At 68.4% G+C, this 15961-nt stretch carries 17 protein-coding genes and 1 pseudogene; 7 read left to right on the forward strand and 11 right to left on the reverse strand.

Annotation, left to right across the window (positions count from 1 at the left end; genetic code table 11):
* Nucleotides 1-133 precede the first annotated feature (133 nt).
* A complete protein-coding gene (locus ACFT7S_RS07650) occupies nt 134-1687 on the forward strand; it encodes an ISL3 family transposase (protein ID WP_382728353.1) in 1554 nt (517 codons plus the stop codon).
* Nucleotides 1684-2085, forward strand: coding sequence for an SMI1/KNR4 family protein (locus tag ACFT7S_RS07655; RefSeq protein ID WP_382728355.1), 402 nt, complete (start codon nt 1684-1686; stop codon nt 2083-2085). The genes ACFT7S_RS07650 and ACFT7S_RS07655 overlap by 4 nt, the downstream gene beginning before the upstream one ends.
* Nucleotides 2086-2945: 860 nt before the next feature.
* On the opposite strand, the gene ACFT7S_RS07660 is transcribed toward ACFT7S_RS07655, so the two are convergent.
* A complete protein-coding gene (locus ACFT7S_RS07660) occupies nt 2946-3098 on the reverse strand; it encodes a hypothetical protein (protein WP_382728358.1) in 153 nt (50 codons plus the stop codon).
* 5 nt (nt 3099-3103) lie between these two features.
* Here ACFT7S_RS07660 and ACFT7S_RS07665 point away from each other — a divergent pair.
* Nucleotides 3104-3404, forward strand: a pseudogene (locus tag ACFT7S_RS07665) (amino acid transporter); the annotation flags it as partial.
* Between the two features lie 65 nt (nt 3405-3469).
* Complete coding sequence (locus tag ACFT7S_RS07670; protein ID WP_382728560.1) at nt 3470-4405, forward strand: DUF5996 family protein; 936 nt, start codon at nt 3470-3472, stop codon at nt 4403-4405.
* A 34-nt stretch (nt 4406-4439) separates the two neighbouring features.
* Here ACFT7S_RS07670 and ACFT7S_RS07675 read toward each other — a convergent pair whose 3' ends face one another.
* The 10 genes from ACFT7S_RS07675 to ACFT7S_RS07720 form a co-directional block, all read right to left on the reverse strand.
* Nucleotides 4440-4799, reverse strand: coding sequence for a UBP-type zinc finger domain-containing protein (locus ACFT7S_RS07675; protein WP_382728361.1), 360 nt, complete (start codon nt 4797-4799; stop codon nt 4440-4442).
* Between the two features lie 28 nt (nt 4800-4827).
* The gene (locus ACFT7S_RS07680) at nt 4828-5307 is read right to left on the reverse strand and encodes a VOC family protein (RefSeq protein ID WP_382728364.1); all 480 of its coding nucleotides are present in this window, start codon (nt 5305-5307) and stop codon (nt 4828-4830) included.
* A gap of 612 nt (nt 5308-5919) precedes the next feature.
* On the reverse strand, nt 5920-6564 hold the full coding sequence (locus ACFT7S_RS07685) for a hypothetical protein (RefSeq protein WP_382728562.1): 645 nt from the start codon (nt 6562-6564) through the stop codon (nt 5920-5922).
* Nucleotides 6565-6964: 400 nt separating this feature from the next.
* Nucleotides 6965-7705 carry an ATP-grasp domain-containing protein gene (locus ACFT7S_RS07690; RefSeq protein ID WP_382728565.1) on the reverse strand — a complete coding sequence of 247 codons (741 nt, stop codon included), beginning with the start codon at nt 7703-7705 and terminating at the stop codon, nt 6965-6967.
* Nucleotides 7706-8122: 417 nt separating this feature from the next.
* Complete coding sequence (locus ACFT7S_RS07695; RefSeq protein ID WP_382728367.1) at nt 8123-8926, reverse strand: IS3 family transposase; 804 nt, start codon at nt 8924-8926, stop codon at nt 8123-8125.
* 65 nt (nt 8927-8991) lie between these two features.
* Nucleotides 8992-9309 carry a transposase gene (locus tag ACFT7S_RS07700; protein WP_382728370.1) on the reverse strand — a complete coding sequence of 106 codons (318 nt, stop codon included), beginning with the start codon at nt 9307-9309 and terminating at the stop codon, nt 8992-8994.
* 134 nt (nt 9310-9443) lie between these two features.
* The gene (locus ACFT7S_RS07705) at nt 9444-10637 is read right to left on the reverse strand and encodes an ABC transporter permease (RefSeq protein WP_382728373.1); all 1194 of its coding nucleotides are present in this window, start codon (nt 10635-10637) and stop codon (nt 9444-9446) included.
* Nucleotides 10634-11341, reverse strand: coding sequence for an ABC transporter ATP-binding protein (locus ACFT7S_RS07710; protein ID WP_382728376.1), 708 nt, complete (start codon nt 11339-11341; stop codon nt 10634-10636). Before ACFT7S_RS07710 ends, ACFT7S_RS07705 begins: the two co-directional genes overlap by 4 nt.
* Nucleotides 11338-12414, reverse strand: coding sequence for a peptidoglycan-binding protein (locus tag ACFT7S_RS07715; RefSeq protein ID WP_382728379.1), 1077 nt, complete (start codon nt 12412-12414; stop codon nt 11338-11340). Before ACFT7S_RS07715 ends, ACFT7S_RS07710 begins: the two co-directional genes overlap by 4 nt.
* A complete protein-coding gene (locus ACFT7S_RS07720) occupies nt 12411-13064 on the reverse strand; it encodes a hypothetical protein (RefSeq protein WP_382728381.1) in 654 nt (217 codons plus the stop codon). The genes ACFT7S_RS07715 and ACFT7S_RS07720 overlap by 4 nt, the downstream gene beginning before the upstream one ends.
* Nucleotides 13065-13199: 135 nt before the next feature.
* Between ACFT7S_RS07720 and ACFT7S_RS07725 the strand changes: the two genes are divergently transcribed.
* From ACFT7S_RS07725 to ACFT7S_RS07735, 3 genes are read left to right on the forward strand one after another with little or no spacing between them, the layout of a single operon-like run.
* Nucleotides 13200-13895, forward strand: a complete 696-nt coding sequence (locus ACFT7S_RS07725) for a response regulator (RefSeq protein WP_382728384.1) — start codon at nt 13200-13202, stop codon at nt 13893-13895.
* Nucleotides 13892-15385, forward strand: coding sequence for an ATP-binding protein (locus ACFT7S_RS07730; protein ID WP_382728387.1), 1494 nt, complete (start codon nt 13892-13894; stop codon nt 15383-15385). Before ACFT7S_RS07725 ends, ACFT7S_RS07730 begins: the two co-directional genes overlap by 4 nt.
* A complete protein-coding gene (locus ACFT7S_RS07735) occupies nt 15382-15876 on the forward strand; it encodes a hypothetical protein (protein ID WP_382728390.1) in 495 nt (164 codons plus the stop codon). Before ACFT7S_RS07730 ends, ACFT7S_RS07735 begins: the two co-directional genes overlap by 4 nt.
* The last annotated feature ends 85 nt before the right edge of the window (nt 15877-15961 follow it).

Here is a 15961-nt window from a genome sequence, read left to right on the forward strand (position 1 = left end):
AGGACAATCAGCGGCGTTCTGCCACGGTGACGTGGCGTCATCTGGGACCGTGGTGCGGTGTGATGACCTCATAGCGGTGCTGTTTCCACACTTCAGAGCGGCTCTGGTGGAGCGGGTGTTCACGGAGTGCGGTGTGGTGCACATCGTTGCGAGAACCCTCGATCGCAGCGTTTCCTGCCCGGACTGTGCGCTTCCGTCGAGTCATGTGCACAGCCGCTACGAGCGTCGGCTGGCCGACACTCCGGTCGGTGACCAACCGGTGCTGATCGAACTGACCGTGCGGCGGCTGTACTGCGACAACGACCAGTGCGGGCGTCGTACGTTCGTCGAGCAGGTCACGGGGCTGACGTTCAGGTACGGGAGACGGACTCCTGCTTCGCGTCGTCTCCTGGCGGTCGTTGCGGTTGCCCTCGCCGGCCGGGCCGGGGCCCGTCTTGCTGCTGCCCTGCAGTCGAGGGTGAGCCGGGCAACACTCCTACGGGCGATCATGGCCATGCCTGACCCGCTCTGGGCCGTTCCCAAGGTGCTGGGCGTCGACGACTTCGCCACTCGCCGCGGACACCACTACGGCACCGTTCTCATCGACTGCGAGACCCGCCAACCTCTCGACCTGCTCCCCGGCCGCGACGCCTCGACCCTCGCCAGCTGGCTACGCGAACACCCCGGCGCCGAGATCATCTGCCGTGACCGAGCCGGCTCCTACGCCGATGGCGCTCGCACCGGCGCCCCGAACGCGGTCCAGGTGGCCGACCGGTTCCACCTCTGGCAGAACCTCGGCACCGCCGCCGAAGCCACCATCCGACTCCACAGCAACTGCCTCAAGACAGCTGTCACCAGCCCTGATAGCCCGGCGAGCGAATGCGACAGCACGGATGCAACGAAGGCGATGTCGCCGATCGAAGCCCGCATCCGAGAGCGGCACGCGACCATCCATGCCCTATTGGCCCAGGGACACGGCATCCGGGAGATCGCCAGAGAACTGCACATGGGCGGCAACACCGTCCGCCGCAACGCCCGAGCAGCAGCCCCCGAACAGTTGCTGAGCGGACGGCACCAGCCCCGCCCCAGCCAGCTCGACCCCTACAAAGCTCACCTGGACAAGCGCTGGGCCGAAGGGCACACCAACGCCATCCAGCTGCATACTGAGCTCCAAGCCCTCGGTTACCGCGGCAGCTACCAGATCATCAGCGACTATCTGCGGCCCAGGCGGCGGCGCCGCATACGCGTCGTCCCACCCGCACCACCGGGCATCCGGCAGGTCACCGGCTGGATGATGCGACACCCTGAGCGCCTGAGCGACGGGGAAGGTGAGCAGTTTGCCGCGATCCTTGCCCACTGCCCGGAGCTGAAGGCCCTTCACACGCACGTCCGCGGTTTCGCGGAGATCCTACAAACCCGATCCGGCCAGCACCTCAAGGACTGGATCACCGCCACCCGCACTGCGGACCTGCCCCGGCTGCACGCGTTCGCTACCGGTCTGGAGAAGGACTGGGACGCTGTCGTCCAGGGCCTGAGTACCCGCTGGAACTCCGGCCCTGTCGAGGGCCGCGTCAACCACATCAAGATGATCAAACGCCAGATGTTCGGCCGGGCCAAGCTCCCCCTGCTCCGCAAGCGTGTCCTCCTCACCGCGGCACAAGGCGACCGCCACCAGGCGGGCGTTGCTCTTGATAGAACTGCTTCATGAGTTCGAACGACGACCAGATCGCGCAGGTCGAGCACCACTTCGGAGTCCGCTTTCCCCAGGACTACCGGGACTTTCTGGGCACTACAGGGAGTCTGAGTCAGTTCGTTCTTCCAGCTGACGACTTCTTGGTGATCGACGCGCTGGCCGAGCTCATCGGCATCAATGAGGCTGGTGAGTTCCAGAAGCGCTTCCCCGGCGCCGTCGTCATCGGTGGGGACGGAAGCCGCGAGCTGCTTGTCTATGACTTTCGCCAGGACACCCCGCCTCTGGTGACACTCGATGTCTCCGCGGAGGACTGGTCATCCGCTATCCATCAGGCAACCTCCCTCTCCGCCTTCCTAGAGCAGTTCCCTCAAACTGGCTGGAAGTGGGACGACACCGATTCCCCGCCCTCCTGACCACTGCCCTCACGGAATGTGTGCCAGAACCCACAACTGCTCGATAAAGCCAGGGCGCGCCGCCCGGATGCTCGACCACCCCGGTCCAGAAGCGGCGGAGCTGTGCAGGCGAGTCGATGAGATGCGACCAGCCACGAGCAAGGCGCTGGCGCTGGTCCTGGTGGAGGGCCCCGAGGATGTGGCCCGTGCCGCTCACCAGGCGGTGCGCGCGATGACCGCCTGGGCATGCGCGACCGGCGTGTACCCACCGAGGCACCCCCTGGCGGTCTCTCGTTCCGTACAGTCCTTGCTCCGCGACGGCCCGACCGACGTCGCCGGGTTGTCCGACGTAACTTGGGAGCGGATTCGTGAGTTCGAGGCGTGTGCACGCGCGGCTTTGGACCATCCGTTGTCATCTGTTGCGTGACACCACACCCGCCAGAAGCCGGTTGGCACCGTGAGCGCCGTGGTTTGGGGCGCCCTCGGATGACCTCGACATGGATCACAGAGAACTTAGGCTTCGGCAGCCGCGGCAGGGGTTGGCTCACGGGAAGATCTTCCTCCGCTGAGCCGAGTGTCGGCACCACAGGGAAGCCGGACTTCGCCCTCTCTGCCTGCCCTGGGAACAATTGAGCACGTCTGTGCGGTCGCCCCGCGCTCTGGGCACCCCATCCCCGTCAAGCATCAAGTAATTCGGCTATGCCGAGACGGCGGGTCCCGCTGTGAACTGAGCTTCGTAGTTGGCCAGCCCAGGTGTCCCGTCTCAAACGATCTGGCACCGGCTCAGCTCTGTGACCTGCCGCGACCAGATCAGTTGAGACGTGGGGATGCTCGGAATCTCGGTTGATCTGGTCTTGGGTGAGAGGATCCCGGATGTTGTCTCAGTTGATCTGGTCCGGCTCTGCCGTTTCGAACTGATACCACGCCTGGTTCGTCAGCCACGACTGGTAGTCCCTGAAGATGTCGGCCAGGACGTAGGGCTGCTCTCGCGCGTCGAAGAACTCGCCCAGGAGCCGATGCCGCTGGGCGTCCATGAAGAATCACCGCCATCGCCTGCGTCTGGTGCTTCCGCCGCGACCTCACCGCCTCCGGCCGTGACCTGCTCGTCAAGGGCATGCTCCCGGGCATCGGCGGGCTGATGCTGAGTGCCGTTTTCCTCCAGAGCCTGAAGGGGACCCGGCCTACGGCAGCGGCAGCTCGGTCGCGGGCGTCGGCTCGGTCTTCGTCATCGCCGTGGGCCTGGCCTCGTGCTGATGCTGGTCATGCAGCGCTGCAGCCCGGCCCTCTTCCGCGGCGAGGTGCTGCACGCGTCCACGCCGACTCTGGTGGCCGAGGACTGAACCGCTCCCTCCGGCCCCCCGGCGCGGGTGCCGGACGCCGCCCGCTGGGTCATCATGGGAGCGTGATGGAGCTGTTCCCACCGATGCCGCTGATGGAGTGGCGGGATACCAAGGAGACGTTGCACCGCTTCGCGCAGATCGTCGGCAAGATCCGCCTGGCGGCGAGCGCCCGGTGCAACCACTGGTGGAACGTCCCGTTTCATGTCACGGGGCGCGGCATCACCACGCGTCCGATGGGTCAGATCGACGGGAATCCGATCTTCACGATCGACTTCGACTTCGTCGACCACCGGCTCGTCGTCGCGACGCTGGACGGCGAAGAGCGGTCCTTCCCGCTTCCGGGCCAGTCCGTCGCGTCCTTCCACGACGCGACCCTGGCCGCTCTGGCCGCGCTGGGGGTCCGGGTGGACATCGCCATTCCCAGGCCCTTCGACCTGCCCGACGCCGGCCGGCCGTTCGCCGAGGACACCGAGCACGCGACCTACGATCCCGTGGCCGCCAATCGCTACTGGAGGGTCCTGAGCCAGGTGGCGTCCGTGCTGGAGGAGTTCGCGGCGGGCTACTCGGGAAAGAACAGTCCGGTGCACCACTTCTGGCACACCTTCGACATCGCCCACAGCCGATTCTCCGGGCGACGGATCGACCAGCCCCGGCAGGCCGACCCCGTTACCCGTGAGGCGTACTCCCGGGAAGTGATCAGCTTCGGCTTCTGGTTCGGCGACGACACCTTCACCGAGCCCGCCTTCTACTCCTACACCGCCCCCGAGCCCGCTGGCCTGGCCGGGGAGCCGCTCAGCCCCGCCTCCGCGAGGTGGGTCGCGCACGGCGACAGCCACCTGGCCGTGCTGCGCTACGACGCGGCCCGCGTCGAGACCGATCCCGGTGCCGCCGTCCTCGCCTTCTACGAAAGCGCCTACCGGGCCGGGGCCGGACGCGCCGGATGGGACATCGCGGCGCTCGCGTGCCCCGGAGGCATCACGGACCCGGTCCGGCAGATCTGACTCCCGGACCGGAGAGTCCAACGATCGAGAGCGGTCAGTGGAGCTGTCGCTCCCAGTCCCCAGGGACCTTGTCCCAAGGGCCCGGAGTGGACTTCGAGGCCGGGTGCGCGGTGGGCGGGGCCAGCTCCGGCCCCTCGTAGTACTGATCGGTCTCGATGTTCCAGAACCAGTCCTCATCCGGTTCGAAGCTGGTCAGCAGGGGGTGTCCGGCCTCGCGCGCGTGTTTCGTGCCATGCTGCGCGGGCGAGGAGTCGCAGCATCCGATGTGCCCGCAGGCGGCGCAGCGCCGCAGGTGGAACCACCACCCCGGTCCGTCCCCCGCCATGCACTCCACGCACCCGGTTCCGCTGGGCGTCGCGGTCGGATCGAGACCTGGGATCTGCTGGTGTGCCATGAGGGATGCCTCTCTCGTGAGGCGCCGTTCAGCGGTCAGTTTCGGTGCCGGTGCGTGCCAGGATGCCCTTCAGCAGGCCCGTGGCCTGTCCGACCTCGATGAGGTAGCCGTCCGGATCGCGCATATAGCAGCGCAGCTCGGCGCGCCGGTCGATGGGCGGGGTGAGGAACTCGGCTCCCCTGGCGCGGGCCGCCGCATAGAACCCGTGGATGTTCGCCACCCGTACGTTCAGGAAGCTGGAGACGGTGTGGGGGTCCTCCGGGGTGCGCAGGACGACATCGGGTTTGTCGTCGGTGGGCCCGCCGCCGGGGTTCATGATGATCCAGCTGTTGGCGACCTTGATGATGCAGGGGTTCTCGTCCAGCACCACCTGCCCGCCCAGCACATCGGCGTAGAACGCCCGCGAGCGAGGGACGTCGCCGACCGTGAGGAAGTGCGTGAGCAGCAGGCCCTCGGTCGGTGCTGGAAGGTCCTCGGCTGACGCGCCTGCGGAGATGAAATCGGACATATGCCGAGCGTATGGCGCGGGCGGCCGCCCGGCATTCCCACCCGGCAGAGCCCGTCAACCGTCGTCCGGCCCGCGGCAGGGCCCTTTCTGCAGAGCCCGCCGCGGGCGGATGAGGACACCGGCCCAGTGTCCTGTGCGACGAGGCCAGGCCGGGCGTCCCCAAGAAGATCACCGACGCGAGAGCCCTTCGAGCTTCCACAGCAGGGCATCAGGGGCGGACTGCAAGTAAAAGTGAAGGTCAGCCTTGGGATCCGATGCGGTCATGGGGTCTGACGCACGCGCGATCTTTGTCCACCGCCTCTCCACTGCTCGCGGCGAACCAGATCATCTGACACGACGAGCGAATCGGACCAGATCACTTGAGACAGGGACCAGATCGACAGAGACGGGACAGAATCAGTCACAGCGTCTTCCAAGTCGCAGCTGTCCTGTCGCACCGAACCTTGAGTGAATCTCACCGAAGACTGGCGGATTGCAGTTCGTCTCATCGAAGGTTAAGTACGCAGGTCAGGGCTTTGCGGCAGCGGACCGTATGATCGCTACTGCACAGGTACGGGTTGGACGGCGGCCGGGAGCAGCAGATCCAAAGGGCAACCCCTCCGTCGCGACGGTTCAGCGAAGCAGTGCTGCACGCAGGGTGATGCCGTGCCGCGTACGCAGCCGCCGCAGCTCCCACATCGCCACGGCGGTGACGGTCAGCGGGGCTCCCAGGATGAAGGCCACCCACACTCCGAACGGCACACCGTCGTAGGCACCCCGGAATACGTCGAAGAGGGCGACTTCCCAAACGAGCAGCGTCGCGAGCAGCGGTGGAACCGTCTCGTGGAGGTCTGCTGTCCGGAAGACGTGCACGAGTGACTGCGCGATGCCGTAGAGACCAAAGGGGGCGAGCCACAACATGAAGGCGCCTAGGGCGAACAGCAGCGCCACCCGCCCTGCCGATGCCGTCCAGTTCGTTTCCTCGTCCACGTAACCCAGCCCCGTGATCAGTCTTGGCACAGCGAGCGTGACGACCAACGCGAGCAGCGCCCCGGCGGGCTTACCCACGCGGCGCAAGAACAGGCGCCGGTTGGGTGGGCGGGCCGCCGCGATGAAGGCGGCGACGGCGACCGGGAACGTCACCCCCAGCACAATGAGGGTGGTACGGATCTGGTCGAAGCGGTCGTCCACCACGGAGTCGGTGTCTGACGCCAGCCCGTAGGACAACAGCATCCACGTGACAGCGACCAGGCCGACGACCGTCCGCAAGACCTGCACCCTCTTCACTACCGGGTCGTTCACACGGTCCGGCCGGGACGGCGTGAACACCACACGCCCCACAGCGATCGGATTGAAGAGACGTCCGAAGGTCAGCGGGCGCGCTGGACCCGGCGGCCACGAGCCCGCTGGCGAACCAGGTTCCGGCGGTTGTCCTCCTCTGTATGGATTCCACGGCGCCCCGCCCCCGCTTCCGCTCATCCCCGCGTCCTTCCTGTCGTCGTTTCCAGAGGTCACGAGGAGAATCGCAGATCTCAGCGCGTGAAAACGCCTAGTTCCCGCTGCAGTTGCGCTGCAGTCGTGTGCCGAAGTGGAGCGCAGTAGTTGTCACCAGATCGGCACGGCACTCGGCACCGATCGTCGGGTCGGCACGGTTGTTGTCACTGATCACGCCGGCATTTCAGCCGGTCAGGTGAGCGTCCTCGATGTTCTGGCAGAACCGGCGGTCTCGCTCCGCCATCTGTGTCCGCGGACCAGCTGAGCGCAGGACGACGTCCAGGACCCGGTCAGAATCTGCGGCATAGCAACTGCTGAACCACGCCATGTTCGCCTCGACCACCGCCCACTGGTCGGCGGCGCCGTGCTCAGGTGTGGCCAGGAGCCCGATGTCCACCACCACCGCGCTGGGCAGGCCACCGCCGCACATGGCAAGGAGATCGTCCGCGAACTCCAGGACAGCGACTTCATGGCGGTGCCCGTCCAGCCGCTCGGCGTCGAGACGGCCGAAGGTGGCGTACTGCGAACCCGTACGGACCTCGCCGTCCAGGAGGTACAGGCGAAACTCCGCTGCCCAGGTCACCACGTCGCTGATCTGTACCGGCACGTCCAGTGACAGCTCCGTCCCTGTCGGGAGGCAACAACCGCTGGCGTAGACGGCGGCCGGGAAGCTTTTGTCACTCGGCGGCTTGACGAACGCCGGCCGGAACAGACGGCGCGCCTCGCCCAGGGTCGCCATGGCGATGCGCCGTCCGGTGTACTCGTAGGGCAATGTGGCCAGCCAGTCGTCAGATGGCTCCAAGAGCGCGACCTCAAGGGCATCCACGACCCGTGCCGCGAAAGCGGGCCCGCCATAGTAGTGGCCACCACGCCTCCCCATGGCGGTGCCCGCACCGCCATGGGCGGGAAGTACTTCTACATCCATCCCCCGCCGATGCGCCGACCTCGAGAGCAGCTCGGATGTCGTGGTGTATTGCGGCGCCAACGCCAGGAAACCATGCTCCGTCACGATCGCTGACGATGCCACCGATTCGGCCGAACAGTCCACAGCATTCGGGCCCACACCTCGAGGTCAACCAGCCGACCAAAGGACTCACTGGCGCTCGGTCGTACCCGAAGCGGTGATCATCGGCCGTTGGTGTCAGTCCCCTTCGATCCGGTGGCATCTATCGCGACTAATCGCAGCGATCGGAACTGAGTCGTCGATCTTGGTGACAGTAAGGCTGCCTTGGTGACAACTAACGCGCTTCGGCTCAGCTGCGGGCCATCTACTGTGGTCGGATAGCCGGATCACGTTGCCGTTGAGCTTGTTCCGCTTTGACGGACACCATTGGTGTGGTGGTCAGGCTGCGAGTGCGGTCTCGTACTCGGCGGGGCTGAGGTAGCCGAGGCTGCTGTGCAGTCGGTGCAAGTTGTACCAGCCCTCGATGAAATCGAAGATCGCGGTGCGGGCGGCTGCCCGGCTGGGCCAGGCGGAGGTGCCGAGCAGTTCGCGTTTGATGGTCGAGAAGAACGACTTGGCGAGCGCGTTGTCCCAGCACTGACCGGTACGGCCAACCGACAGTCGAACGCCGAACTCGCCTGCCAGAGAAGCGAATTGCTGGCTGGTGTATTGGCAGCAGCGATCCGAATGGAAGATCACAGCTTGGGTGGGTCGACGTTGCCGGCAGGCGGCTTTCAGTGCGTCTGCCACCAGCTCGGTTCGCAGGTGATCGGCGGTTGCCCAGCCGACCACGCGTCGGGAGGCGATGTCGATGACCGTGGCCAGATAGAGCCATCCCTCCTCGGTCGGGACACACGTGATGTCGCCGCACCAGCGGGCATCGAGCCCGGTGCGGTCGGGCTGGAAGTCCCGGACGATGAGGTCGGGACGGAGGGCAGCCCTGGGATCGGGGATCGTGGTCAGATGCCGTCGTCTGCGGTGCCGGCCCTGCAGTCCGGCGGCCTGCATCAGTCGTGCGACACGACGGCGGCCGCACCCGGCCGCCTCGCGCTTGAGCACGGCATGCACGCGCGGGGCCCCGTAAGTTCCGCGCGATCTCGCATGGACCTCGATAATCCGTTCGGTCAGCTCGGCGTCCCGCACTGCACGGGGGCCGGGCAGGCCGGTACGACGGGCATAGAAGGCGGTCCGGGAGACCTTCATCAGCTCACAGGCCCGTTTGACGCTGTGACCTGCCCGCTTCTCCGCCTCGATGAACGGGTGCACCGTCACCGGGTCTCCTTCGCGAAGAAAGCTGTGGCCCGCTTGAGGATATCGACATCCTTGCGCAGCCGGCGGTTCTCCCGCCGCAACGCAGCCAGTTCCTCACGCTCGCTGCTGGTCAGCCCGTTGCGCTCGCCCGCGTCGACCTCGGCCTGCTTCACCCAGTCCCGCACCGCGGTCTCGGTCAGTTCGAAGTCTTTGGCGACCTGCCCGACCGAGCGGTCACCCCGTCGGCACAGCCCTACGATCTCGGCCTTGAACTCCGGCGTGAACGAACGGCGAGGGCGGCGAGGCTTCTTCCCCATGCTCTCCATGATGGACATCCTCCCGGGGCTGAACCCCTGATCTCGAATGTCCGTCAAAGCGGATCAAGCCCAGTGGCTCTGACGTCCCGTTTCACGGACACTGAGTTGATGCAGCGCACTGCCCATCACCGGACCCGCCCCACGTCGCCGCATCACGTCGCGTGCAGAGCCACCGTCGGGTGGAGACGGGAGGCGCGGATCGCCGGATAGAGGCCCGCGACCACGCCGATCAGAAGGGTGGCGGCCAGTCCGCCGCCCAGGGACCAGAGCGGAACCACCGCCGTCCATCCCTGCACCCGCGCGAAGCCGTACGTCGCCGCCGTCCCCAGCGACGCGCCCGTCACCCCTCCCAGCGCCGACAGCAGTAGCGACTCGGTCAGGAACTGGAGCCGGATCGAGCCCCGGGTCGCACCCAGAGAGCGGCGCAGGCCGATCTCCTGGCGGCGTTCCAGGACGGAGATGACCATGGTGTTGGCGACGCCCACCCCGCCGACCAGCAGGGCCACGGCCCCGAGACCGAGCATGAGGGTCGTCAGTCCCTCGTCGGTGGCGGCCTTGGCGGCCAGCGCGTCGGAGGGACGGGAGACCTTGACGCCCGACGCGTTGCCGGGGCTGATGGTGCGGGCCAGGATCGCCTGTACGTCCTCCACCGAGGCATCCGTGGAACGCTCGAAGATGGTGGTGGGGTGCCCGTCGAAGCCGAAGTAGCGCTCCGCCGTGGGGAATCCGACCATAGCCACCCGGTCCAGGGTGGGGACCAGTTCGAGCGGTTCGAGGATGCCGACGACGACCACGCGCATCTCGTTCATCATGATCGTCTCGCCGGTGCGGGTGATCCCGAGGCGGTCCGCCGCCACCGCGCCGAGGACGGTCACCGGGAGGCGCTCGTTGGCACGGTTCAGCCAGATGCCCCGGTCGACCTCGCCGCCGAGCGCGTCCAGCAGGTCGGTGCCGGCCGCCTGGGTGGTGACACCGGCGGTGCGCTCCTCGGGGACCACATCGCTGCGGCGGATGCGGGCGTCGACGTCGGCGGTGGCCGTTGCGTGCTGGACCGGACCGATGCGCTCGACCATCGCGACGGCGCTTTTGGGCAGTTCGGAGGGTTTGCCCTCGGCGTCCTCGCCCGCCTCGGCGGTGAGGAGATTGGTGCCGAGGCGGTCGAGTCGGGCCATCAGGTCGGCGCGGCTCGACTCGGACAGACCGACCACCGCCACCATGGTCGCGATGCCGATGGCGATGCCGAGCGCCGAGAGCACCACGCGCGCGCGGCGGGCGCGAAGGCCGACCGCACCGACGCGGAGGACGTCGCCGGGGGAGAGAACAGAGGGCTTGAGATCGTGTTTCATGCAGTGCCCTCTCCTGTAGGGGAGTTGTCGCCCGAGTCCGAGACGATCTCGCCGTCCCTGAAGCGGACCCGGCGCGGCAGCGAGTCCGCGATCCCGATGTCGTGGGTGATCACGCAGATCGTGGTGCCGGACGCGTTCAGCTCGTGCAGCAGCTCCATGACGAGGTCGCCGGACATGGTGTCCAGCGCACCGGTAGGTTCGTCCGCCAGCAGCAGCCGGGGGTCTCCCACCAGGGCGCGGGCGATGGCCACACGCTGTTTCTCGCCGCCGGACAGTTCGTTCGGCGTGTGCGAGCAGCGATGGTCCAGACGGACCTTGGCGAGTGCTTCACGGGCGCGCCTGCGCCGTTCCCCGAGTGCGACGCCCGCGTACAGCAGCCCGTCGGCGACGTTGTCCACCGCGTCGCGCCCCGCCGACAGGTGGAAGTGCTGGAACACGAAGCCGATGTGGCGTGCGCGCAGCGCCGAGAGCCGGGAGTCGGAGAGCCCGGACACGTCGTATCCGGCGACCCGGACGGTGCCCGTGGTGGGCTTGTCGAGTGTGCCCATGATGTTGAGCATCGTGGACTTGCCGGAGCCGGACGGGCCGACGATAGCCATCAGTTCGCCTTCCTGCACCGTGAGGTCCACGCCTCGCAGGGCGTGGACGCCGCCGGGGTACGACTTGGTGGCACCCCGCAGTTCGATCACCGGAGCCGGTGTCATGACGCCGCCACTCCGACCCTCAGACCTTCGCGCACGTCCGGGCCCGACACCTCGATCTGCCCGTCGGCGGTCATGCCCGTCTCCACCCGCACCATCTTCGAGGTGGCGCCCCGGACGATCTGAAGGCCGTAGCCGCCGTTCTCGCCGCGCAAAGCGACGATCGCCTCGACGGGGACCGCGAGGACGCCCTTGCGCGCCTCGCTGACGAACTGCACGCTCGCCGACGCCTTCGCGTCCTCCCCGGACGCGGCGCCCGCCCCTCCGTCGAGTACGACTTCCACGATGATGCCGTCCTGCGCCGCATCGGCTCCCGAGGCGTCCGTCTCCGGGCGGACCGTTCCCACGACCCTGCCGGCCACCTTCCTGCCGCTCGGCAGAGTGACCTCCACCTTGGTGTTCTTCGAGGTGAGAGCCCCGTCGCTCTGGTCGAGCTGGGCCAGGACGACCGGCTTGGTGGACGCGATGGTGAGGACCGGGCCGTCGGGGCCCACCTGGTCGGCGAGCGCCGCGTCGGCCGAGACGACCTTGACCTGCCCCGGCTGGAAGACGACCTCGCCCCGCCCGACCGTGCCGGTGGGCTCACGGTTGAGGGACTTCTGCCATTGCCTGACGGCGGCCTCGGTGTCCTTGTCGTACCGGGTGTCGACGTACAGCGACGCCCCGTACCCCAAGTCGCGCAGGTTGCGCTCCAGTTGGAGGACGTCGCTGCCCTTGTCGCCGGTCCTCATGTCGCGGAACATCGGGACGGGCCCGTAGAGCAGGGTGACGGGCTTGTCGTTCAGCTCGTACAGCGCCTGGCCGCGGATGAGGGTCCGGCCCTCGGAGGCGGCCACCGTGATCGTGCCCTCGACGGCGGACTTCACCGCGCGGCGTTGCGCGAAGTCGATCCTGCCGTCGACGGTCCTGGACTGCACGAGGTCGGTGCGCACGACGGCCGCGGTGGCGGGCGGCAGGGCGTCGTCCCGACCGGAGGCGCCCGCGTCGCCGCCGCCGTCGAGGAACAGGACTCCTCCGGTGGCCGCGGTGGCGACGGTCACCGCGCCGAGCGTGAGGAAGGTGGTACGGCGCTTCACTGCATGCCGTCCACACTGTCGATCAGCTTCGACTTGCACGCCTTTTCGGCCTGCTTGTACGACGGCGATTGCGGGTCGATGGCCGGGGAGCCCGGGTTCGGGTCCCCGCCGGGGATCGCGTTGCCGCCGGACATCGTCGGATTCGTGAACCGGGAGACACCGTTGTCCCGCATGCACGTGGCGTGCGCGAGCATCGACTCGTACGCCTTCTGCTGGTCGCGCTCGGGTTCGACCGCCATCGCGGCCTGGAGCTCCGGGACACAGACATTGTTCCTTCCGGCCTTGATGCCGGCGTTGCGGCCGGGCTGGGACCCGATCTCGTTGATCTTCGTCCAGTCGAGGTAACCGCTCAGCTTGGGGTCGGGGAAGTCCTTGTATCCGCCCTTGGCGCGCATGCACCGGACGAACGCCACCTGGGCGTCGTAGAAGGCGCTCGTGCCGGTGGACGGGGCGCTCGGTCGGCTCGCGTCCTTCGTGGCGCTCGCCGACGGCGCGTCCGGTACGTCGGCGATCGCTTCGTTCTTCGTCGTTCCACCGGCGCTGTCGTCACCGCCGCCGCAGGCGACGGAGAAGGCGAGGACGGGCACGGCCACGAGAGCCGCCATGCGCAGACGGGCGGTGGGGCGGGGGTCGGTCCTGAGGAAGCTCATGCGCCTCACGCTCGCCGATGCGGATGATGGCCCGTCCATGGCTACATGATGGGAACGTAACAATGCCTCCGACCTGCGCGTCCACCCCCGTTCGGAGTAGGCGGAAACGGCCCGGGCATGCTCATAATCGGCCCCATGCCGCATGTACTGCTCATTGAGGACGACGCGTCCGTACGGGACGGAATGGAGCTCGTGCTGCGTCGGCACGGGTACGGCGTGGACACCGCCGCCACCGGCGAGCAGGCCCTCGCCCTGCTCGCCGGGGGACTGGGCGCACGGGTCGAACTGGCCGTACTGGACCTGATGCTGCCCGGCATGGACGGCTTCGAGGTGTGCCGCCGCATCCGCGCCCGCTCGGCGACCCTGCCGGTCATCATGCTCACCGCGCGCGGCGACGACCAGGACATCGTGACCGGCCTGGAGGCGGGCGCCGACGACTACGTCGTCAAACCGGTCACCGCACCCGTCCTGGAGGCCCGCATCCGGGCCGCCCTGCGCCGCGCCGAACCGTCCGCGCAGACGCGGGGGACGGACGCGGACCTCGCAGGACTGGTGATCGACCGCGCCGGACTGACCGTCACCAAGAACGGCACACCGGTCCCGCTGCCACCCATCGAACTGCGGCTGCTGCTGGAGCTTTCGGCCTCCCCGCGCCGGGTCTTCAGCCGGGAGCAGCTCCTCGAAACCGTCTGGGACCACACCTTCCTCGGCGACTCCCGGCTGGTGGACGCGGCGGTCGGACGCCTGCGGGCCAAACTCGAGGACATACCGGCGAAGCCGAGGTACGTACAGACGGTGCGGGGCTTCGGCTACCGCTTCGGGCCCCTGTGAACCGTACGGACCCCCGCGGCGCCGCCCCGAAGCGGGGCTCCCGGCGGCTCATCGGCGGACTGCGTCTCCGGCTCGTCGTCACCGTCGTCGTCGTCGCCCTCATCAGCGCCGTGACCGCGACCGCCCTCGCCTACCGGGACGCCCGGACCGCCGTCCTCCAGCGCGCACAGAACGCCGCCGTGAACGATTTCCGGGAGCGGGTCGGCGCGGAGGCCGCCGACTTCGACGTACCGCCCGACCAGCAGTCGCTGTCCCGCTTCGCGGCCCGTGTGTCGGACGGCATCGGGGGAAAGAGCGTGGTGGTCCGCTACCAGGACCTGTCCGCCGCCTCCGATCCCGCGGCCGACACGGAGGCCCGGATCACCGTCGAGATGCGCACCTCCGTCATGACGGGCAACGGCGCCATGTTCCAGCGGGTGCAGTGGAGGGGCGAGCCCTACCTGGTCCTCGGGACGCCGGTCAGGTTCGCCGACGGAGACCGCAGCGCCTCCGGCCTGGAGGTCTTCGCGATCGCGGACCTGCGGGCCGAGCGGGACGACACCGCCGCCCTGCTCGACTCCGTACGGACAGGCATCGCGCCGGTCGTCCTGCTGGCCGCCGTCCTGGCCTTGCTGGCCGCGCGGACGGTCCTTCGTCCGGTACGGAAGCTGGGCCGGGCAACCCTGCAACTCGCGGCCGGAGACCTCGGCAGCCGGGTCTCCGTCTCCGGTCACGACGAACTGGCAGACCTGGCAAGGACGTTCAACGAGACCGCTGACGCCCTCCAGGCATCGGACGCGGAACTGCGCGAGCAGGAGGCGAAGGCACGCCGCTTCGTCGCGGACGTGTCGCACGAACTGCGCACACCCCTCGCGGCGATGACGATGGTGGCGACCGTCCTGGAGGAGGACGCCGACCAACTGCCGGCGGACGCGGCTCGGGCGGCCCGTACCGTCGGCGCGGAGACGGCACGGCTGTCCCGGCTGGTCGAGGACCTGATGGAGATCTCCCGCTTCGACGCCAAGGCGGTACGGCTGAACGCCGCCGAGACGGACCTCGCCGACACCGTACGCGCGTCACTGGCGCTGCGCGGCTGGACGGACAGGGTGCGGACGCACCTCCCCGAGGGCCTGCGGGCGGTGGTCGACCGGCGCCGCATCGACGTGATCGTCGCCAACCTGGTGGGCAACGCGCTGAGACACGGAGCCCCACCTGTCACTGTGACCCTCGCGACGGGCGGCGAGTGGGTGACCCTCTCCGTCGCCGACCACGGCCCGGGCCTGCCGCCGGAGGCGAGGGGGCGGGTCTTCGACCGGTTCTACAAGGCGGACGCGGCCCGCACGCGCGGCGCCACCGACGACAGCGGCCAGGGCAGCGGCCTCGGCACGGCGATCGCGCTGGAGAACGCACGACTGCACGCCGGCACGATCGAGGCGGCCGACGGACCGCACGGCGGCGCCCTGTTCACCCTGCGACTGCCCCTGCGGCGTACGGAAGAAGGTGACCGGTGAAGGCCCGACAGGGGTGTGCGGCCGCCGCGCTGGTGATCGCTCTGGTGGGCTGCGGCGTCCAGCCGACCGGAGTGATAGGCGCGGGCGAGCCCGCATCCGGGCTGACACGCGGCATGCGGCTCTACTACGCGTCCGCCGGCGGGCTGCGCGCGGTGCCTCTGCTCGACAGGGAGATCAAGGACCTCAACGCGGTGGTCAAACTGCTGGCCCAGGAACCTCCGCCCGCCGAGCAGCGCGACGGGCTCACCTCTCTGGTCCACCTCGGCGCCTACTCGGTGACCGGAGAGGGCACCCGCGTCACGGTGCGCCTGGAGGGCCCCTACCCGGAGTCGGGGCGTGACCAGGGCACGGGGCAACTGGTGTGCACGCTGGCACGCGCCCAGTCCGTACTGGACCCGAAGGTCAGAACCGACGAGGTGGAGGTCACCCTGCGCCCGTCCGAAGGCGCCGCACTGGGGCCCTACAGGTGCGCGGAGTTCCTCAACGGGTAGGGCTGCTGGGCTTCACCCACCACTCGGACCCGGGCGTGGTTCCCACGGTGTATGGGGAGCATGCGGAACTCGCGCAGGGGCGGTA

This window comes from Streptomyces sp. NPDC057136, assembly GCF_042670885.1.
Classification (GTDB): Bacteria; Actinomycetota; Actinomycetes; order Streptomycetales; family Streptomycetaceae; genus Streptomyces.